Origin of the sequence: Pseudomonas sp. Lb2C2 (assembly GCF_052112205.1) — a bacterium.
Lineage (GTDB): Bacteria > Pseudomonadota > Gammaproteobacteria > Pseudomonadales > Pseudomonadaceae > Aquipseudomonas > Aquipseudomonas kilonensis.
In genome coordinates this window covers 220,046-239,195 of the sequence record NZ_JAUTYW010000002.1, presented here as the reverse complement: position 1 = coordinate 239,195, position 19,150 = coordinate 220,046, and the positions used below count along the sequence as shown (strand labels likewise).

Annotated in this window: 16 protein-coding genes; 6 read left to right on the top strand and 10 right to left on the bottom strand. The window is 62.6% G+C overall.

Annotated elements, in window-relative coordinates; translation table 11 throughout:
- Window positions 1-11: 11 nt before the first annotated feature.
- From tldD to mreB, 8 genes are all read right to left on the bottom strand, one after another.
- Entirely contained in the window at window positions 12-1,454 is a 1,443-nt protein-coding gene (gene tldD, locus Q7F16_RS05265; protein ID WP_003197828.1) for a metalloprotease TldD, read from the bottom strand.
- Window positions 1,455-1,459: 5 nt separating this feature from the next.
- Entirely contained in the window at window positions 1,460-2,323 is an 864-nt protein-coding gene (locus Q7F16_RS05260; protein WP_046063848.1) for a carbon-nitrogen hydrolase family protein, read from the bottom strand.
- Between the two features lie 139 nt (window positions 2,324-2,462).
- Window positions 2,463-6,266, bottom strand: coding sequence for a YhdP family protein (locus Q7F16_RS05255; RefSeq protein ID WP_409555964.1), 3,804 nt, complete (start codon window positions 6,264-6,266; stop codon window positions 2,463-2,465).
- A 60-nt stretch (window positions 6,267-6,326) separates the two neighbouring features.
- Window positions 6,327-7,784 carry a ribonuclease G gene (gene rng, locus Q7F16_RS05250; RefSeq protein WP_003177988.1) on the bottom strand — a complete coding sequence of 486 codons (1,458 nt, stop codon included), beginning with the start codon at window positions 7,782-7,784 and terminating at the stop codon, window positions 6,327-6,329.
- A gap of 56 nt (window positions 7,785-7,840) precedes the next feature.
- The gene (locus Q7F16_RS05245) at window positions 7,841-8,437 is read right to left on the bottom strand and encodes a Maf family protein (protein WP_046063846.1); all 597 of its coding nucleotides are present in this window, start codon (window positions 8,435-8,437) and stop codon (window positions 7,841-7,843) included.
- Window positions 8,438-8,600: 163 nt separating this feature from the next.
- Complete coding sequence (gene mreD, locus Q7F16_RS05240; protein ID WP_003197820.1) at window positions 8,601-9,089, bottom strand: rod shape-determining protein MreD; 489 nt, start codon at window positions 9,087-9,089, stop codon at window positions 8,601-8,603.
- Window positions 9,086-10,237 carry a rod shape-determining protein MreC gene (gene mreC / locus Q7F16_RS05235; protein ID WP_409556036.1) on the bottom strand — a complete coding sequence of 384 codons (1,152 nt, stop codon included), beginning with the start codon at window positions 10,235-10,237 and terminating at the stop codon, window positions 9,086-9,088. The genes mreD and mreC overlap by 4 nt, the downstream gene beginning before the upstream one ends.
- A gap of 140 nt (window positions 10,238-10,377) precedes the next feature.
- A complete protein-coding gene (mreB, locus tag Q7F16_RS05230; RefSeq protein ID WP_002555108.1) occupies window positions 10,378-11,415 on the bottom strand; it encodes a rod shape-determining protein MreB in 1,038 nt (345 codons plus the stop codon).
- A gap of 214 nt (window positions 11,416-11,629) precedes the next feature.
- On the opposite strand from mreB, the gene gatC reads away from it, so the two are divergent.
- The 6 genes from gatC (at window position 11,630) to Q7F16_RS05200 (ending at window position 16,930) form a co-directional block, all read left to right on the top strand.
- Window positions 11,630-11,917: an Asp-tRNA(Asn)/Glu-tRNA(Gln) amidotransferase subunit GatC gene (gene gatC, locus Q7F16_RS05225; protein WP_020297123.1), complete on the top strand. Its 288-nt coding sequence runs from the start codon at window positions 11,630-11,632 to the stop codon at window positions 11,915-11,917.
- A gap of 16 nt (window positions 11,918-11,933) precedes the next feature.
- Window positions 11,934-13,385, top strand: a complete 1,452-nt coding sequence (gene gatA, locus Q7F16_RS05220) for an Asp-tRNA(Asn)/Glu-tRNA(Gln) amidotransferase subunit GatA (RefSeq protein ID WP_186650106.1) — start codon at window positions 11,934-11,936, stop codon at window positions 13,383-13,385.
- Window positions 13,386-13,395: 10 nt separating this feature from the next.
- Window positions 13,396-14,841, top strand: coding sequence for an Asp-tRNA(Asn)/Glu-tRNA(Gln) amidotransferase subunit GatB (gene gatB / locus Q7F16_RS05215; protein ID WP_003197813.1), 1,446 nt, complete (start codon window positions 13,396-13,398; stop codon window positions 14,839-14,841).
- Between the two features lie 223 nt (window positions 14,842-15,064).
- Window positions 15,065-15,442: a septal ring lytic transglycosylase RlpA family protein gene (locus Q7F16_RS05210; protein WP_014336618.1), complete on the top strand. Its 378-nt coding sequence runs from the start codon at window positions 15,065-15,067 to the stop codon at window positions 15,440-15,442.
- Between the two features lie 49 nt (window positions 15,443-15,491).
- Window positions 15,492-16,553, top strand: coding sequence for a calcium/sodium antiporter (locus Q7F16_RS05205; RefSeq protein WP_053178204.1), 1,062 nt, complete (start codon window positions 15,492-15,494; stop codon window positions 16,551-16,553).
- Complete coding sequence (locus tag Q7F16_RS05200; RefSeq protein WP_409555965.1) at window positions 16,550-16,930, top strand: carboxymuconolactone decarboxylase family protein; 381 nt, start codon at window positions 16,550-16,552, stop codon at window positions 16,928-16,930. The genes Q7F16_RS05205 and Q7F16_RS05200 overlap by 4 nt, the downstream gene beginning before the upstream one ends.
- A gap of 54 nt (window positions 16,931-16,984) precedes the next feature.
- Here the strand turns inward: Q7F16_RS05200 and Q7F16_RS05195 are convergent, their stop codons facing one another.
- Both Q7F16_RS05195 and Q7F16_RS05190 read right to left on the bottom strand, forming a co-directional pair.
- A complete protein-coding gene (locus tag Q7F16_RS05195) occupies window positions 16,985-17,950 on the bottom strand; it encodes a DUF4917 family protein (protein WP_409555966.1) in 966 nt (321 codons plus the stop codon).
- A 98-nt stretch (window positions 17,951-18,048) separates the two neighbouring features.
- Window positions 18,049-18,990 (bottom strand): AEC family transporter, encoded by a 942-nt coding sequence (locus Q7F16_RS05190; RefSeq protein ID WP_046063174.1) that lies wholly within the window; start codon window positions 18,988-18,990, stop codon window positions 18,049-18,051.
- Window positions 18,991-19,150 lie beyond the last annotated feature (160 nt).

Below are 19,150 nucleotides of genomic sequence, written 5' to 3'. Positions count from 1 at the left end.
CGACGCTCCGGTCATGCGCCCGTGCCACCCACGGTAATCGCATCGATCTTCAGGGTCGGCTGGCCGACGCCCACCGGCACCGATTGCCCGTCCTTGCCGCACGTGCCTACACCGCTGTCCAGCGCCAGGTCGTTACCGACCATCGACACTTTGCTCATCGCCTCCGGCCCGTTGCCGATCAGGGTCGCACCCTTGACCGGTGCGGTGATCTTGCCGTCTTCGATCAGGTAGGCCTCGCTGGTGGAGAACACGAACTTGCCGCTGGTGATGTCCACCTGGCCACCGCCGAGGTTGGCGCAATAGATGCCTTTTTTCACCGAGGCGATGATTTCCGCCGGATCGCTTTGACCACCGAGCATGTAGGTGTTGGTCATGCGCGGCATCGGCAGGTGCGCGTAGGATTCACGGCGACCGTTGCCTGTGCGGGCCACGCCCATCAACCGGGCGTTGAGCTTGTCCTGCATGTAGCCCTTGAGCACGCCGTTCTCGATCAGCGTGGTGCATTCGGTCGGGGTGCCTTCATCATCGACGCTCAGGGAACCACGACGCCCGGCCAGGGTGCCGTCATCGACAATGGTGCAGAGTTTCGAGGCGACCATTTCCCCCATGCGCCCGCTGTAGGCCGAACTGCCCTTGCGGTTGAAATCGCCTTCCAGGCCGTGGCCCACCGCTTCGTGCAACAGCACGCCGGACCAACCGGACCCCAGCACCACCGGCAATGTACCTGCCGGGGCCGGAATGGCCTCCAGGTTGACCAGCGCCTGGCGCAGCGCTTCGCGGGCGTAGCCCATGGCGCGATCTTCGCTGAGGAAATAACGGTAGTCGGTGCGCCCGCCGCCGCCATGGCCGCCGCGCTCGCGGCGACCGTTCTGCTCGACGATCACACTGACGTTGAAGCGCACCAGCGGCCGCACGTCCGCCGCCAGGCCGCCGTCGGTGGAAGCCACCAGGATCCGTTCCCAGACCCCGGCCATGCTGACCGACACTTGCTGGATGCGCGGGTCGAGGGCACGGGTGGCGACGTCGATGCGCTTGAGCAGCTCGACTTTTTCGGCGCGGCTCATGACTTCAAGGGGGTTATCCGGCGCATACAACTGCGCCACGTCCTGGCTGCTGAACGCCTGGACCGTGCCGTTCTGCCCGGCGCGGGAGATCGAGCGGGCCGCACGGGCAGCAGCGCCAAGGGCTTCGAGGGTGATGGCGTTACTGTAGGCAAAACCGGTCTTTTCCCCGGACTGGGCGCGCACGCCCACGCCCTGGTCAAGGTTGAAACTGCCTTCCTTGACGATGCCGTCTTCCAGCGACCAGGACTCGGAGATCTGCCCCTGGAAATACAGGTCGGCCGCATCGATGCCCGGGCCGGCCAGGTCGCCCAGCACGCCTTGCAGGCTTTCCAGGGTCACGCCGCCGGGGGCTAGAAGGTGTTCACTGACTGAGGACAACAACCCGCTCATATGATTTACGCCTTGAATTCGTCGTCTTGGACAGGCCGCTGTCGAGCGCCCTGCGAGAAAAAGCGCCGATGGCTGGCCACCGGCATACGCGCCCGGATGGACGCCTGTTCACTGCTGTCGCGCTCGGCCAGCAGCACGGCCTCGCCTTGATCCTGTTGTGCCAGCACACGGCCCCAGGGGTCGACAATCGCGGCATGGCCAAAGGTTTCCCGCGGCCCCGGATGCACGCCGCCCTGGGCGGCCGCCAGCACATAGCACTGGGTCTCGATGGCCCGGGCGCGGATCAGCACGTCCCAATGGGCCGCGCCGGTCACCGCGGTAAACGCCGACGGCGCCGTGATCAGTTCGGCGCCGGCAGCCCGCAGCTCGCTGAAGAGCTCCGGGAACCGCAAGTCATAACAGACCGTCAGGCCCACCCGGCCCACGGGGGTATCGGCAACCACCACGTTAGCGCCATAAGCATAGTCATCCGACTCGCGATAGCGCCCGCGATTGTCCGCCACATCCACATCGAACAAGTGCAGCTTGTCGTAGCGCGCGACGATCTGGCCCTGATCGTCGACCAGCAACGAACAGGCATGGGACCTGGCCTCGGGCTGGTCCACTGGCGGCAACGGCAACGTGCCGGCCACAATCCATAACTTGAGGTCTCGGGCGGCCTGTTTCAACCAGGGCAGGATCGGTCCCTGACCAAAGGCTTCGGCACGACCGATATCGGCAATGTCCCGCCGGCCCATCGCCGCGAAATTCTCCGGCAGCACCGCCAGCCTTGCACCGCCTGCGGCAGCCTGCTCCAGCAGCACACGGGCACGGGCCAGGTTGGCGAGCACATCGCTTTGGCTGACCATTTGAATCACTGCGACTGGCATGACAGTTCCCCGTTGTTTGGCAGTGCCCTTTGTGGGAGCGAGCTTGCTCGCGATGGCGGTGTGTCAGTCAACACACATGTTAGATGTACCGGCCTCATCGCGAGCAAGCTCGCTCCCACAGGGGTTATCGCATCACCTGTCAGAACGGCTTGTCGAAGGTGATCTTCGGTTCTTTCCACGGTCCCTTGACGTCGTATCTTACGCTGGCAAAGCGTGCCACACGGTCACCGATCAGTTTGTCGATCAGAAACAGCGCGCCACCCACCGCCGGTGCGCCAACGATCAGCGCGGCGATCGGCAGGTTGTTGGTCACCGGCAGCGTCACCAGCAGCTTGGCGTCGACCCGGTCGGCCACCATGTCCAGTGTGCCGTTGAGCTCCAGGTTGCTCGACGGCCCGGTCAGGGTGATGGGGTCGCGGGTCACGTACACACCGTCGCTCGCCACCAGCAGCCCTTTGACCCGGTCGTAGCTCAAGCCCTTGCCGAACAGGTCGGAGAAGTCCAGGCGCAAGCGTCGGCCGATGGAGTTGAAGTTCAGCAGGCCAAATACCCGCAACGCCTGGGCACTGCCTTCAATTTCAACAAATTGGCCTTTGTTCAGCGAAGCGTCGAGGCTGCCGGAAAAACGCTTGGTGGCAACCCACGCCGGCGAGCCGGGCCAGCGGCCATCGACATCCAGGCGGAAGGTCTGGCTGGTCACACTCGGGGCATAACCCCAGTTCTTGAGTACGTCGCCCAGGTTCTTGCCGCTGATACGGCCCTTGTACCAACTGCTGGTGGAACCGGGCGCGCCTTCCCAGCCGCCACTGCCGTTCAACACCATGCCCTTGAGGCCCATGTCCAGATTGTTCAGCGCGATGCCCTTGGCGGTCGGGCGCACTTTCAACGACCACGCACCGATAAGATCGGGGCCCTGGAACAATTGGTCGATGGCAATATCCATGGCTGGGATTTTGCCGGGATCGACCGAGGCCAACGGGTCCGGTGCATTCTCATCCGCCTGGACCGTCGGGTCTGTGGCCGGCAGGCGAACATAATCAAGCCTGATACCAATCGGGGCGGCCTTTGCATCTGGCAGGCTGACATTGCCCTTGGCCTGCTGGCTGTCGAGCCGCATGGCCCAGGCATCCGGCTTGCGGTCCAGTTGCACCGATGCCTGGTCCAGGGTGGTACCCATGGCTGTGAGCTTGCCAACGGTCAGATCGACGCTGCTGAGCAGTTGCTTGGCGCTGCCGCCCGGATCCTGGCCGGCATACTTGTTCACCAGATCCTGCCAGGGACTCACGTCCAATTGCGACAGTGTGCCGCGCAGCCGCAGCCCCTTGGCCCCGGGCAGCACCGCATCGCCGGCACCCAGCAGCAGTTCGCCGCGACCGTCGGCGACTTTGCCGCTCGGAGCGGCGTAAGTGAAACTGGCCAGGTCGCCATAATCAACCCAATAACGCCGCTCCGGCCCTTGCAGGGTCATGCGAAACACCGTGTCGCGCCCGACATCGGCAGCCAACCCAAAGGGTGCCGGCAGGTCGACGGCCACGCCCTTGAGGTTGGAACTGACCGACAACTGGCTATCGGCGCCATCAAGGATCACTTGCAACTGGTAGGGCACGACACCGGACACCGGCAACGGCTGGGTGACGTTCAGCCAACTGGTGAGTTTCTTGATCTCCACCTGTCCGGACGCAGCGACCCGTGTGTTGAGCGCTCCGGCGCGGCCCTCGGCAAAAATCTGTGCGGTCACGGGCCGGTCGAATGCCCGGGCACTGATGCCCTTGCCGCTCAGGCCCTTATTGCTGTCGAAGCGGAAATCGCCCTTGAGCTGGGTCAGCTCCAGCACCGGCTCGCTAAGCTTGAGACGAGCCTTGTCGGTGGCGAAGTCCACGAGGATCTTCGGTTGCTCGCCTTTGACCAGCGGGATATCGAGCTTGACGCTGCCTTGCAGGTCGCCCTCGCCTTCCCAGCCGGCGAATGTCTCTGCGGTCCCGATCGGCGCGGTCTGGAGGATCTTCAAACCGTCTCCCAGGCCTCCGGCGAACCCGCCGTCCAGCAGCAGATGAGAACTCTGCCCGCTGGGTACGTGGGGAATGTTCACCGAAACATCCTTGACCTGGGTCTCGAGCAATTGCCCCTGGCTGGCGTAGATGCGCACGCCGCTGTCTTCGACGAAGACATCGCCGCTGACCTTGCTGACCGAAGGCCAGCCCGGCTGGAACGCCAGCTCGGCGTCATGCACCTTGAAAAACAGACTGATGCTGCGGTCCGCGTCCCCGGCACCTTTATTCAGCGAGCCTTGGTACTGGAAAAAGCCCTCATCCACCGCGCCCTTGACGATGGCCGTGCGCAGCCACTCATCCAGCGCCGGGCTGAGGACCGCCGGCAGGTACTTGGCGGTGTAGCGCCCGTCACCGTCCACCAGGCCGACCCGCAGGTCCATGTAGTCTTCCTGGCTGTGGTCGAAATGCAGGCGGATCAGGAAGTCGCCGGCAATCCGGCCCTCCTCGCCCAGCACCTTCAGATACGGCGCGATCAGGGTGAAGCCTTGCTTGTCGAGCTTCCAGGTCAGTCGGGCGTTGGCCTGCAAGTACTGCCAGGGCTTGGCGAAAATCGGGTCCAGGTGCAGGGAAAAGTCCTTGCTGTCCATGCGCAGCTCGCCGCCACCGAGGTCGCCGCTCAGGCTGCCGGAGACGTTGCGCGCAGCCGGGGCGCCACGATAGGCATCAAAGCCGACGGTGTCCAGGTTGGTGGCGAAGCTGACTTTCTGGTCACCGGTATTTTGCGGCCGATAGTCCAACAGCACGTTGCGCAGGGCACCGGTCACCTTGAGACGGTCGATGGTCGTCGCCAGGCCTTCGGGCAACGGCGCCAGGGCATTGAGCAACGGCGTGAGCGGAGTCAGGTCGAGGCGGTCGGCCTGCAGGTGCCAGCGCTCCTCGGCCTTTTCGGTGGCGGCACTCTGTTGCAGTTGCAGGCGCGATTCCCAGTGGGTTTCGCCCAGGTTCATCGCCAGGGAATCGAAGGTCGCAGTAAATCCCTGGTCGCCACGCTGGAAATATCCATTGAGCGCCAGGTTATGGATTTGCACCGGCTTGCGCTCGGCGTAGGCACCCTGGATGTCAGGAGCGTTCAAGCGCATGACCGCGCTTTGCACCGTGCCCTCGCCCCAACTGAGCCAGAACTCGCCACCGGCCTTGATCCGGGAGAAATTCCATTGCTGGGTCAGGCGTTTCGGCAACCATTTGGACCAGTCGCTTTGCGGCAGGCTCACGTAGGCATCGGCCTGGCCATTCTTCCAGTCGCTGGCGCGCAGGCGGGTACGCAGGTTGATCGCCACCGGCTGGCCGTCCGGCAGGGTCAGGCGTGCGTCCAGGCGCTGGCGGGTGGCGCCGGTGCGCAGGCTCAAGCCGACGTAGGTCAGGGTCAGCGGTGGTTGATCGACGGGTTGCAAGGTCACCTGGCTATCGAGCACCGAGAGCTTGGCAACCACTTGCATGCGTTCGAGCAATTGCTGCGGATCGAGGGGCTGGTCGTCCTGCACCGGCAGGCCTTCCAGGACCCACTTGCCGTCGGCGCCCTCCTTGAGGCTGATTTTCAGGCCGCTGACTTCCAGGTGGGCGATGCGCACCTGACGTGCCAACAGGCTGTCCCACAGGGCAGGCACGGCTCGCACCTGGTCCAGGTGCAAGGCGTTGGGGCCCTCGCCGACCACCACGTCGCGCGCTGCCAGGATCGGCGCCAGGGCGCTCCAACTACCGTCGAGGCTACCAATGTGCACAGGAATACCCAGGGCTGCGCCAGCGCGGGTCTCGACCTCGGCGCGGTATTCGGCCACCAGCGGGACCAGCTCGCGACCGAGGCTGACGTACAACGCCAGCAGCACCAGCAACAGCGCGCACAGCCCCAGCCCCCAGCGAGTCAGCGCCGCCAAAATGCGTGTCAGACGCTCCATGTCAGTGGGCTCCCCTGGCAAAGACAATCAAATCCGCGGGCCCGCCGCTTCCCAAGCTCTTCAGAGCAACACCACGTCGTATTGTTCCTGGGAATACATGGTTTCCACCTGGAAGCGAATCGTGCGTCCGATAAACGCTTCCAGCTCCGCGACATTGCCTGACTCCTCGTCGAGCAGGCGATCCACCACTTTCTGGTTCGCCAACACTCTATAGCCAGTCGCCTGGTAGGCGCGTGCCTCCCGGAGGATTTCCCGGAAGATTTCGTAACACACGGTTTCCGGGGTCTTGAGCTTGCCGCGGCCCTGGCAACTGCTGCATGGCTCGCACAGCACCTGCTCAAGGCTTTCGCGGGTACGCTTGCGGGTCATCTGCACCAGGCCCAGCTCGGTGATACCGATGATGTTGGTCTTGGCGTGATCGCGTTCGAGTTGTTTTTCCAGGGTTCGCAGCACTTGGCGCTGGTGCTCTTCATCTTCCATGTCGATGAAGTCGATGATGATGATCCCACCCAGGTTGCGCAGCCGCAGTTGCCGGGCGATGGCCGTGGCGGCTTCCAGGTTGGTCTTGAAGATGGTCTCTTCCAGGTTGCGATGGCCGACGAACGCCCCGGTGTTGACGTCGATGGTGCTCATGGCCTCGGCCGGATCGACCACCAGGTAGCCGCCGGACTTGAGCGGTACCTTGCGCTCCAGGGCTTTCTGGATTTCATCCTCGACGCCATACAGGTCGAAAATCGGCCGCTCGCCAGGGTAATGCTCGAGGCGGTCGGCGATTTCCGGCATCAGTTCGGCGACGAACTGGGTGGTCTTCTGGAAGGTTTCCCGGGAGTCGATGCGGATTTTCTCGATCTTGGGGCTGACCAGATCACGCAGGGTCCGCAGCGCCAGGCCCAAGTCTTCGTAGATCACGCTGGGGGTGGCGATGGTCTTGATCTGCGCGGCGATCTGGTCCCAGAGCCTGCGCAGGTAGCGGATGTCCATGAGGATCTCATCGGCCCCGGCCCCTTCGGCAGCGGTGCGCAGGATGAAGCCACCGGCTTCCTTGATGCCTTCTTTTTCCACGCAGTCGCTGACCACCTGCTTGAGGCGTTCGCGCTCGCCTTCGTCTTCGATCTTCAGGGAAATGCCAACGTGAGCGGTACGCGGCATGTACACCAGGTAGCGCGACGGAATCGACAGTTGCGTGGTCAGGCGCGCGCCCTTGGAGCCAATGGGGTCCTTGGTGACCTGCACCACCAGGCTCTGGCCTTCATGCACCAGCGCGCTGATGCTCTCCACGGCAGGCCCTTCGCGCATGGAAATTTCCGACGCATGGATGAATGCCGCGCGGTCCAGGCCGATGTCGACGAAGGCCGCCTGCATGCCCGGCAGCACCCGCACCACCTTGCCTTTATAGATATTGCCGACGATGCCGCGCTTTTGCGTGCGCTCGACGTGGACCTCTTGCAGCACACCGTTTTCAACCACCGCCACGCGCGATTCCATCGGCGTGATGTTGATCAGGATCTCTTCACTCATGGCAGGGTCTCGTTCAGGCATATTCACGATTATGGCCGCATCAAGTCAGACGGCGCTCAGCGCGCGCTCAAGGTTTGCCAACAGGGTATGCCGAAATGGCCCAGTAGTTCTGCGGTTTCGCACAGCGGCAGGCCGACCACGGCTGAATAACTGCCTTCAAGCCCGGCGACGAACACCGCACCCAGCCCTTGAACACCATAGCCGCCGGCCTTGTCCCGGGGTTCACCACTGGCCCAGTACGCCGCCGCTTCCTGTTCCGTTATCGACCGAAAGCGCACCCGGCTGCGCACAACGCGGGTTTCACAACGCTGCCCATCCAGTAGGGCAATGGCGGTCAACACTTCATGTTCGCGACCGGACAGGCTCAAGAGCATCGTCATGGAATCGGCCTGGTCCACGGGCTTACCGAGAATTCGCCCGTCCAGTACCACAGCCGTATCGGCGCCCAACACGCAGCCATCCATGCCGGCGTCCAGGGCTCGCCGCCCCGCCTCGGCCTTGCCGCGCGCCAGGCGCTCGACATAGGCCGAAGGGGTTTCGTGGTCCAGGGGAGTTTCGTCGATGTCCGCGCCGATGGCGGTAAAGGGCACGCCGATCTGCGTGAGCAGTTCACGCCGACGCGGCGAGCCTGAGGCGAGGTAAAGCGGTTTCATCAAGACATCTCCCTAACGCGGCCGGCTTTTGTGGCGAGGGAGCTTGCTCCCGCTGGGCCGCGTAGCGGCCCCAATCTTACGGTCGCTACGCAACCGAGCGGGAGCAAGCTCCCTCGCCACAGGGATATGAGTCACCAAAAAAAGTGTAGATATCCTGAGCGAATCAGTTGATTTTGAAACGCAGGCGCAGGCCACGCAAACCGAAGCTGACCCAGGGCCAGAGCAAGGCGCTGACCAGGGCTGGCAAGACCAGCGCCAGGGTCGGCTGGCGATTGCCGGTCAGCGCGCTGAGCCACAATTGCACCAGTTGCGCCAGGCCGAAGATCACCAGGATCACCAGGCATTGTTGCCACATGGGGAACATCCGCAGGCGTTGTTGCAGCGACAGCACCAGGAAGGTGATCAGCGTCAGGATCAGCGCGTTCTGCCCCAGCAACGTGCCATAAAGTACGTCCTCGGCCAGGCCCAGGCACCAGGCGGTGACCATGCCGACCTTGTGCGGCAAGGCCAGCGCCCAGAAGGCCAGCAACAGGGCCAGCCACAGTGGACGCAGGATTTCCATGAATTGCGGCAGCGGCGAAACGCTGAGCAACAGGCCGATGGCGAAGGTCAGCCAGACCATCCAGCCGTTACCGGATTGGGTACTGCTCATTCTTCTCGTGCTCCCCTGGTGGCTGGCGCAGTGGCCGGCGTGGAGGCTGGCGGTTTGGCGGCGGGCCGGACTGGTTGAGCAGGCTGCGCGGCGGGCGCGTGAGTAGCCGAGCGGGTCGGTTTCACAGCGGGCGCGGCGGGTGCGGTGGCCGGGGTTGTTGCCGGTGTGGTGGCCGGAGCCGCCGTCGCCGGTGCAGGCACTTGTGGTTTTGGCACAGTGGCCGGGACAGGCGCCGGCATTGCTGTCGCCGGGGCAGCCGACTCACCGCCCTGGCGGTCCTGGGCTTCCTGGGCCACGGCGGCGTCGTTGGCACGCTCTTCGGGCGTACGGTTGTCGCTGAAGACCAGCAGCAGGTAGCGGCTGCGATTCAATGCAGCCGTCGGCACCGCGCGGACGATGGCGAACGGTTGGCCGGAGTCATGGATGACTTCCTTGACCGTCGCCACCGGGTACCCGGCCGGGAAGCGCTGGCCGAGGCCGGAGCTGACCAGCAGGTCGCCTTCCTTGATGTCGGCGGTATCGGCCACGTGCCGCAGTTCCAGGCGTTCCGGGTTGCCGGTGCCGCTGGCAATCGCCCGCAGGCCATTGCGGTTGACCTGCACGGGAATGCTGTGGGTGGTATCGGTCAGCAGCAGCACCCGGGAGGTGTAGGGCATCAACTCCACCACCTGGCCCATCAGGCCCCGGGCGTCGAGCACCGGCTGGCCGAGGACGACGCCGTCGCGCTCGCCCTTGTTGATGATGATGCGGTGGGTGAAGGGGTTGGGGTCCATGCCGATCAACTCGGCCACTTCGACCTTCTCGTTGACCAGCGCCGAAGAGTTGAGCAACTCGCGCAGCCGCACGTTCTGCTCGGTGAGGGCCGCCAGCTTCTGCATGCGCCCCTGCAACAGCAGGTTTTCGGTCTTGAGTTTTTCGTTTTCGGCGACCAGTTCGGTCCGGCTGCCAAACTGGCTGGCCACACCTTGCCACAAGCGCTGCGGCAGGTCGGTGATCCAGTAGGATTCCATCAACACCAGCGACATCTGGCTGCGTACAGGCTTGAGCAGCGTGAAGCGGGCATCGACCACCATCAGCGCGACCGAGAGCACGGTCAGCACCAGCAGGCGCACACCCAATGAGGGGCCTTTGGCGAAAAGCGGTTTAATAGGCCGCTCCTCCCAGGCAAATGTTTTCTTTATTCATACGGCATCAAACCGGCCTGGATACGAATGACAGAAGATAAACGCCAACGGGCAGCACTGCAAAGTGCTGCCCGGGAGCGAACAACATAGACGATCCAGCCAACTTATTCGCTGGAGAGCAGGTCCATGGTGTGCTTGTCCATCATTTCCAATGCACGGCCACCGCCGCGGGCAACACAGGTCAACGGGTCTTCGGCAACGATCACCGGCAGGCCGGTTTCCTGGGCCAGCAGCTTGTCGAGGTCACGCAACAGCGCGCCACCACCGGTCAGCACCAGGCCGCGCTCGGCGATGTCCGACGCCAGTTCCGGCGGCGACTGCTCCAGGGCGCTCTTGACGGCCTGGACGATGGTCGCCAGCGACTCTTGCAGCGCTTCGAGCACTTCGTTGGAATTGAGGGTAAAGGCCCGTGGAACGCCTTCGGCCAGGTTGCGACCGCGTACGTCGACTTCGCGCACTTCACCGCCCGGATAGGCCGTGCCGATTTCCTGCTTGATGCGCTCGGCGGTGGATTCGCCGATCAGGCTGCCGTAGTTGCGACGCACATAAGTGATGATCGCTTCGTCGAAACGGTCGCCGCCCACACGTACGGATTCGGCGTAGACCACACCGTTGAGGGAGATCAGCGCGATTTCAGTGGTACCGCCACCGATGTCGACGACCATCGAGCCGCGGGCTTCTTCCACCGGCAGGCCGGCACCGATGGCAGCGGCCATTGGCTCTTCGATCAGGAACACTTCACGGGCACCGGCACCGAGGGCCGATTCACGGATAGCGCGTCGCTCTACCTGGGTGGACTTGCATGGAACGCAGATCAGCACACGAGGGCTGGGCTGCAGGAAGCTGTTTTCGTGAACCTTGTTGATGAAGTACTGCAGCATCTTCTCGCAGACGCTAAAGTCGGCGATCACGCCGTCTTTCATCGGGCGAATGGCCGCGATGTTGCCCGGTGTACGGCCCAGCATGCGCTTGGCTTCCGTACCGACAGCCACGACACTTTTCTGGTTACCGTGGGTGCGGATGGCCACGACCGAGGGTTCATTCAGGACGATACCGCGCTCGCGCACGTAAATAAGGGTGTTGGCAGTGCCCAGGTCAATGGAGAGATCGCTGGAAAACATGCCACGCAGTTTCTTGAACATGGGAAAGGGACCCTAGGCAACGCGTGGGTAAAAAAGTGCGGCAAACTCTAACAACGACAGGGATTTTGGGCAAGGCGCCAATATGTTAAATTGGCCGCTTTTCTGTGCACCAAACCCCACAATCGCGGGTATAGACCCGTAGAAATGCGGTAGTGTTCCGACAATCTAACACACGGACAGATTACGTCCGTTTTGTTTTCCACTGGAGAATCCCATGGCGCTTGAACGCTCCGACGTGGAAAAAATCGCTCATCTGGCCTGCCTGGGCCTCAATGAAGCCGATCTTCCACACATCACTTCTGCCCTGAACAGCATTCTGGGGCTGGTCGACGAGATGCAGGCGGTCGATACCGACGGCATCGAACCACTGGCTCACCCACTGGAAGCCAGCCAGCGCCTGCGCGCCGACGTCGTGACCGAGTCCAATCACCGCGAGGCCTACCAGTCCATCGCACCAGCGGTCGAAAACGGCCTGTACCTGGTTCCGAAAGTCATCGACTAAAGGGAAAGAGCCTCTCATGCATCACATGACCCTGGCCGAGATCGCCCGCGGACTCGCCGATAAAAAGTTTTCTTCCGAAGAGCTGACCCAGGTCCTGCTGGCGCGCATCGCCCAGCTCGACCCGCAGCTCAACAGCTTCATCAGCCTCACCCAGGAGCTGGCCCTGAGCCAGGCCAAGGCCGCCGACGCCCGGCGCGCCAACGGTGAAACCGGCGCCCTGCTCGGTGCGCCGATTGCCCACAAGGACTTGTTCTGCACCCAGGGCATCCGCACCAGCTGCGGTTCGAAGATGCTCGACAACTTCAAGGCCCCGTACGATGCCACCGTGGTCGCCAAGCTGGCCGCCGCCGGCACCGTGACTCTGGGCAAGACCAACATGGACGAATTCGCCATGGGCTCGGCCAACGAGTCGAGCTACTACGGCGCGGTGAAGAACCCGTGGAACCTGGAACACGTACCGGGCGGCTCGTCCGGCGGTTCCGCCGCCGCCGTGGCCGCACGCCTGTTGCCGGCCGCCACCGCCACCGATACCGGCGGCTCGATTCGCCAGCCGGCAGCGTTCACCAACCTCACCGGCCTCAAGCCCACCTACGGCCGCGTCTCGCGCTGGGGCATGATCGCCTACGCCTCCAGCCTCGACCAGGGTGGCCCGCTGGCGCGCACCGCCGAAGACTGCGCGATCCTGCTGCAAGGCATGGCCGGCTTCGACCCGAACGACTCCACCAGCATCGACGAACCAGTGCCGGACTACAGCGCCAGCCTCAACGGCTCGCTGCAGGGCCTGCGCATCGGCGTGCCGAAGGAATACTTCAGCGCCGGCCTCGATCCACGCATCGCCGAGCTGGTCCATAACAGCGTCAAGGAGCTGGAGAAGCTCGGCGCGATCATCAAGGAAATCAGCCTGCCGAACATGCAGCACGCGATTCCCGCGTACTACGTGATCGCCCCGGCGGAAGCGTCCTCGAACCTGTCGCGTTTCGACGGCGTGCGCTTCGGCTATCGCTGCGAGAACCCGGAAAACCTGATCGACCTGTACAAGCGCTCCCGTGGCGAAGGCTTCGGTGCCGAAGTGCAGCGCCGGATCATGGTCGGCGCCTACGCGTTGTCCGCCGGCTACTACGACGCCTACTACCTCAAGGCGCAGAAAATCCGTCGCCTGGTGAAGAACGACTTCATGGCCGCCTTCAACGAGGTCGACATCATCCTCGGCCCAACCACGCCAAACCCGGCCTGGAAACTCGGCGCCAAGAACAGCGACCCGGTCGCCGAGTATCTGGAAGACGTCTACACCATCACCGCCAACCTCGCCGGCTTGCCGGGCCTGTCCATGCCGGCCGGTTTCGTCGATGGCCTGCCAGTGGGCGTGCAGTTGCTCGCGCCGTATTTCCAGGAAGGCCGCCTGCTCAACGTGGCTCACCAGTATCAGTTGAACACTGACTGGCACACCCGCACCCCAACCGGCTTCTGAGGAGAAACACATGCAATGGGAAGTCGTGATCGGGCTGGAGATTCATACCCAGCTCACCACCCGGTCGAAAATCTTTTCCGGTAGCTCCACCACATTCGGCTCCGAGCCCAACACCCAGGCCAGCCTGGTCGACCTGGGCATGCCCGGTGTACTGCCGGTGCTCAACGCCGAAGCGGTGCGCATGGCGGTGATGTTCGGCCTGGCGATTGACGCCGAGATCGGTCAGCACAACGTGTTCGCCCGCAAGAACTACTTCTACCCGGACCTGCCCAAGGGCTACCAGATCAGCCAGATGGAATTGCCGATCGTTGGCAAGGGCCACCTGGACATCGCCCTGGAAGACGGCACGGTCAAGCGCGTCGGCATCACCCGTGCGCACCTGGAAGAAGACGCCGGCAAGAGCCTGCACGAAGAATTCAATGGCGCCACCGGCATCGACCTGAACCGTGCCGGCACGCCGCTACTGGAAATCGTCTCCGAGCCGGACATGCGCAGCGCCAAGGAAGCCGTGGCCTACGTCAAGGCGATCCACGCGCTGGTGCGCTACCTGGGCATCTGCGACGGCAACATGGCCGAAGGCTCGCTGCGCTGCGACTGCAACGTGTCGATCCGGCCCAAGGGCCAGGTCGAGTTCGGCACCCGCTGCGAGATCAAGAACGTCAACTCGTTCCGCTTCATCGAGAAGGCGATCAACAGCGAGATCCAGCGCCAGATCGAACTGATCGAGGACGGCGGCAAGGTCATCCAGCAGACGCGCCTGTACGACCCGAACAAGGACGAGACCCGTCCGATGCGCAGCAAAGAGGAAGCCAACGACTACCGTTACTTCCCCGACCCGGACCTGCTGCCGGTGGTCATCGAGAATTCGTTCCTCGACGAGGTGCGCGCCACCCTGCCGGAACTGCCACCACAGAAACGCGAGCGCTTCCAGGCGCAATTCGGGCTGTCGAGCTATGACGCCAACGTCCTGGCCACCAGCCGCGAACAGGCCGATTACTTCGAGAAAGTCGTGAGCATCGGCGGCGACGCCAAGCTGGCGGCCAACTGGGTGATGGTCGAGCTGGGCAGCCTGTTGAACAAGCAGGGCCTGGAAATCGACCAGTCGCCGGTCTCGGCCGAGCAACTGGGCGGCATGCTGGTGCGGATCAAGGACAACACCATTTCCGGCAAGATCGCCAAGATGGTGTTCGAAGCCATGGCCAATGGTGAAGGCAGCGCCGACGAGATCATCGAGAAGCGCGGCTTGAAACAGGTCACCGATACCGGCGCCATTTCCGCCGTGCTCGATGAAATGCTCGCGGCCAACGCCGAGCAGGTCGAACAGTACCGTGCGGCAGACGAAGCCAAGCGCGGCAAGATGTTCGGCTTCTTCGTCGGCCAGGCCATGAAAGCCTCCAAGGGCAAGGCCAACCCGCAACAGGTCAACGAACTGCTCAAAAGCAAGCTCGAGGGCTGATGACCATGGGGCCAGATTTCAAGCCTGGCTCCCTTCGTCCTTGTGGGAGCGAGCCTGTGGGAGCAAAGCTTGCTCGCGATGAAGACACCTCGATCCATCAGTGGACCGCGTTATCGTTCATCGCGAGCAAGCTTTGCTCCCACAGGCTTTGCTCTCATTGGCTTAGCTTCCACAGGCTTTACTCCCACTGGTCAGCTCCCATATCTGTAGTTGGAAACCCTACATGAAGCGTCTCCTCGGCGCCTGCGCCCTGCTGTCCCTGCTGGCCGGTTGCGCCAGCCAGAGTGGGACGGTCGATCCACACGGCTACGACCAGACCGGCGTCGCCTCTTATTACGGTGCCCGGCACCATGGCAAACGCACCGCCAGCGGCGAGCGTTTCAACCAGAATGGCCTGACCGCCGCCCATCGCCAGTTGCCGTTCGGCACTCGGGTGAAAGTCACCAACCTGAAAAACAACGACAGCGTCGTGGTCCGCATCAACGACCGCGGCCCGTATACTCGTGGTCGTTTGATCGACGTATCCCGCGCAGCCGCCGAACAACTGGGCATGTTGCGCAGCGGCACCGCACGGGTGCGCGTGCAAGCCCTCGACGACTGATAGATGGAGCCCGGCCATTTCCCTACTCACCGCCCTACCGCTGCTCAGCCTGATCGAATTGTTCGGCGCCCTGCTGTTGCTCATCGGCGGTGCCGAACTGCTGGTACGAGCCGCCGTGGGCCTGGCGGCACGCTTGCAAGTACGGCCACTGATCATCGGCCTGAGCGTCGTCGCGTTCGGCAGCAGCGCCCCACAAATGGCCGTCAGCCTGCAGGCAACCCTGGCGCAAAACGCCGACATCGCCGTGGGCAGCGTGATCGGCAGCAGCATTTTCAACATCCTCGTCACCCTCGGGCTCTCGGCGCTGATCATTCCGCTGCGCGTCTCGCGCCAACTGGTGCGCCTGGACATCCCGTTGATGATCGGTGCCAGCCTGCTGGTGTTCGTGCTGGCCTGGAATGAAGAACTGACCCGGTTGGACGGCGTATGGCTGCTGGTGGCCCTGGCGGTGTACCTGGGCCTGTTGCTGCGCCAATCGCGACACTCGGGGCGACCGCACGCCGTGGGTATCACCGTGGCCCAGGGGTCCTGGCCCAAGAGCCTGTCGATGATCGTGCTAGGCCTGGCCATGCTGGTTTTCGCCGGCCACCTGCTGCTGGGCGCCGCGGTGGAAGTGGCGACGGACCTGGGGCTTTCGGAACGCATCATCGGCCTGACCATCGTCGCCGTCAGCACCTCGCTGCCGGAACTCGCCACCTCGCTGATCGCCGCCCTGCGCGGCCAACGGGACATTGCGGTAGGCAACGTGATCGGCAGCAACCTGTTCAACCTGCTGGGCGTGCTGGGAGTAACCGCCCTCGCCGCGCCCACGCCGCTGTCGGTCTCGCCGAACGCCCTGGATTTCGACCTGCCGGTGATGCTCGGCGTGGCGGTGCTGTGCCTGCCAGTATTCTATTCCGGTTATCGTGTCACCCGCGCCGAAGGCCTGCTGTTGCTGGGCTTGTACCTGGCCTACGGGCTGCACGTGGTGTCGTTCACCACCGGCATGCCCCTGGCCGGCCAACTGGAACGGCTGATGCTGTTCTATGTGTTGCCGGCCCTGCTCGCATTCTTGCTGTTCACCTCCCTGCGCGCCTGGCGCCGCCAACACCACAAGAGGGATTTGCCATGACCGACACTCCAAAGACCGGCCTGGACATGCGTCGCCAGGTCATGGGCGACGCGTTCGTCGACCGCGCGTTGGGCAACGCCACCGAATTCACCCAACCCTTGCAGGACTTCGTCAACGAACATGCCTGGGGCAGCGTCTGGAGCCGCGACGGCTTGCCGCTGAAGACCCGTAGCCTGATCACCCTGGCCGCCCTGACTGCCCTCAAGTGCCCGCAGGAACTCAAAGGCCACGTGCGTGGCGCGCTGAACAACGGCTGTACGGTGGAAGAGATTCGCGAGGCATTGCTGCATTGCGCGGTGTACGCGGGCGTGCCGGCGGCGATCGATGCGTTTCGGGCGGCGCAGGAAGTGATCGAGGCGTACGAGCCTTCGGCATAGATGGGAAATCGACCACAGGCGTGAACGTGTCACGCCTGTCCGGACCTATCCGGCTCAACGCCAGATTCGAGCACTTTCAGCTTTGAAAAACTCGACCTTGTGAGCGCCCAGATAAGCCTGGGCCTGTCCCTTCATCAAGGTATTTTCTTCGCTGTGCTCGTCACCATAGACACTCACAAAAACTTTATACACCCGGCTATTTCTTATCTGATCAAAGATATGCCGGTCATTTTCATCGAAGGAATGCCCATAGATGAACAATGCACCTTCCAATTCGCCCAACCGATCAAAACAGTAGCTGAGGTAGGGGTTGTGCTGAATCCTGACGCGCTTTCGTTCATGGGTGGGCTCTGAAACGAAGGTAGGAAAGCGCTTGTTTCCCATGTTCCATTTCACTTGTTCGATAATCGACTCGCCCTGCTCGGTAAAAGCATGTTTCTTCACGCCAGCTTGCGTATCGTAGATATGCAGCCCTCCGTGAAGAAAATGCACATTCTGCGTAGTAGGCCCTTCCCATACCTGGCCCCTGCGAAAACCGTCGTCTGTCTCGTAGTCTTCCGGCTCGAGCCTAGCCTTGTTCCTAGCCCAATAAAACAGCAGGTCGTAGTTAAGGGTAAATACTTCATCGAATGGCTGGAGAAACTTTCTGACCGCCACATACTGCGCATCGGTGACGTCGTGGGGTAGCTCAGGATGGGTCTTGGAGATCACTTCTATCAGGGCGTTCTTGATGACCTCCTGATCCATTTGGACTTCGCTTATCAGGGCAGGATCGGCGTTGTAAACCTTGAGAATCTCTTCAGTCGCAATCAGCTTCTTCATGATTTTCTCAAAGTCATATGTCTTGAACGTGTCAAAAATACGCCTGACGATCCGTTCTCTTACACCGAACTCAGCGCTGGAAAAGAGGCTTTTATAACTGAAGATATTGCTGTTCCAGGCCTGGGAGAATCCATTGGCCAGGAGAATGGACCGGGGGTCGTACCCGATGGATGAAAAAGCCTCTTTAAAAGAGATCACAGCGTCTTCCTTGTGGCAGTGTGGTTAAGTCCTGCAGCAATGATACCAATGCGCCACCAGTCAAGCCATTCTGCTTTAAACACTAACAAGCCGCAGAATTAAATCCACCCACCCCACTGCAACACAAAGATCCCCAGGTTGGTGGTAATCGCCGCCATCAGCGTGGTGATGACGATGATCGCCGCCGCCAGTTCATGGTTGCCGTCGGCCGCGCGGGCCATGACGTAACTGGCGGCGGCGGTGGGGCTGCCGAAGTACAGGAACAGGATCCCCAACTCCGCCCCGCGAAAGCCCCAGAGCCAGGCACCGAGGGTGGCCACCAGTGGCAGGCCGACCATCTTCACCAGACTTGAGCTCAGGGCCATCTTGCCGCTCTTGCGCAGGGCCGCCAGCGACAGCGTGCCGCCGATGCAGATCAACGCCAGGGGCAAGGTCATTTGCGACAGGTACTTGGCCGAGGTCTCGAACCAGTTCGGCAGGCCGATCTGCCAATAGGCGAACGGCGCGGCGATGATCACGCTGATGATCAGTGGGTTGCTGATCACACTCTTGCAGATGCTCCACGGGTCAGACTTGATCACCGGGCTGTAGACCGCCAGCACGATGGTCGACAAGGTGTTGTAGAACAGGATCACCAGCGCCGCGAGAATCGCCCCCAGGGAAATCCCGTAGTCGCCATACATGCTCGCGGCCAGTGCCAGGCCGATGACCCCGTTGTTGCCGCGAAACGCACCTTGGGTATAGATGCCGCGATCTTCGCGCGGGCAACGCCAGATCGCCCAGCCCCAGGCCATCGCGAAGCTCACCAGGGTAGCGATGGAAAAGTAGATCAGCAGGTCGGGCTGCAACGCCGCATGCAGGTCGGCATGCAGGATGCCGAGGAACAACAGCGCCGGCATGGTGACGTTGAACACCAGGGACGAGGCGATGTGGATGAAGTTGTCGTTGATCCAGTTGATGCGCTTGAGCAACGCCCCCAGAAACAGCATGGCAAACACCGGCGCGGTGATGTTCAGGGTTTCGAGGAAAATTGCCAGCATGCCGGGGACCTTGAGAGAGGCGTCGTTAGGTGGCTAATGATAAGCCACTCACGGCATTGGCGTCTGTTAGAGCGCTATCGTCGGATCAGCTTGCATCAATGCTGAATGTGCCGCCGCCATCGCGAGCAAGCTCGCTCCCACACTGGATCGGCGGCGGTCA

What these genes read in the sequence shown, in the direction of transcription:
- Q7F16_RS05190 (WP_046063174.1), bottom strand. Translation starts at nt 18,990, where the DNA reads ATGCTGGCAATTTTCCTCGAAACCCTGAACATCACCGCGCCGGTGTTT.
- tldD (WP_003197828.1), bottom strand. Translation starts at nt 1,454, where the DNA reads ATGAGCGGGTTGTTGTCCTCAGTCAGTGAACACCTTCTAGCCCCCGGC.
- Q7F16_RS05255 (WP_409555964.1), bottom strand. Translation starts at nt 6,266, where the DNA reads ATGGAGCGTCTGACACGCATTTTGGCGGCGCTGACTCGCTGGGGGCTG.
- Q7F16_RS05200 (WP_409555965.1), top strand. Translation starts at nt 16,550, where the DNA reads ATGACCGACACTCCAAAGACCGGCCTGGACATGCGTCGCCAGGTCATG.
- mreB (WP_002555108.1), bottom strand. Translation starts at nt 11,415, where the DNA reads ATGTTCAAGAAACTGCGTGGCATGTTTTCCAGCGATCTCTCCATTGAC.
- rng (WP_003177988.1), bottom strand. Translation starts at nt 7,784, where the DNA reads ATGAGTGAAGAGATCCTGATCAACATCACGCCGATGGAATCGCGCGTG.
- Q7F16_RS05210 (WP_014336618.1), top strand. Translation starts at nt 15,065, where the DNA reads ATGAAGCGTCTCCTCGGCGCCTGCGCCCTGCTGTCCCTGCTGGCCGGT.
- gatA (WP_186650106.1), top strand. Translation starts at nt 11,934, where the DNA reads ATGCATCACATGACCCTGGCCGAGATCGCCCGCGGACTCGCCGATAAA.
- mreD (WP_003197820.1), bottom strand. Translation starts at nt 9,089, where the DNA reads ATGAGCAGTACCCAATCCGGTAACGGCTGGATGGTCTGGCTGACCTTC.
- gatB (WP_003197813.1), top strand. Translation starts at nt 13,396, where the DNA reads ATGCAATGGGAAGTCGTGATCGGGCTGGAGATTCATACCCAGCTCACC.
- Q7F16_RS05245 (WP_046063846.1), bottom strand. Translation starts at nt 8,437, where the DNA reads ATGAAACCGCTTTACCTCGCCTCAGGCTCGCCGCGTCGGCGTGAACTG.
- Q7F16_RS05260 (WP_046063848.1), bottom strand. Translation starts at nt 2,323, where the DNA reads ATGCCAGTCGCAGTGATTCAAATGGTCAGCCAAAGCGATGTGCTCGCC.
- gatC (WP_020297123.1), top strand. Translation starts at nt 11,630, where the DNA reads ATGGCGCTTGAACGCTCCGACGTGGAAAAAATCGCTCATCTGGCCTGC.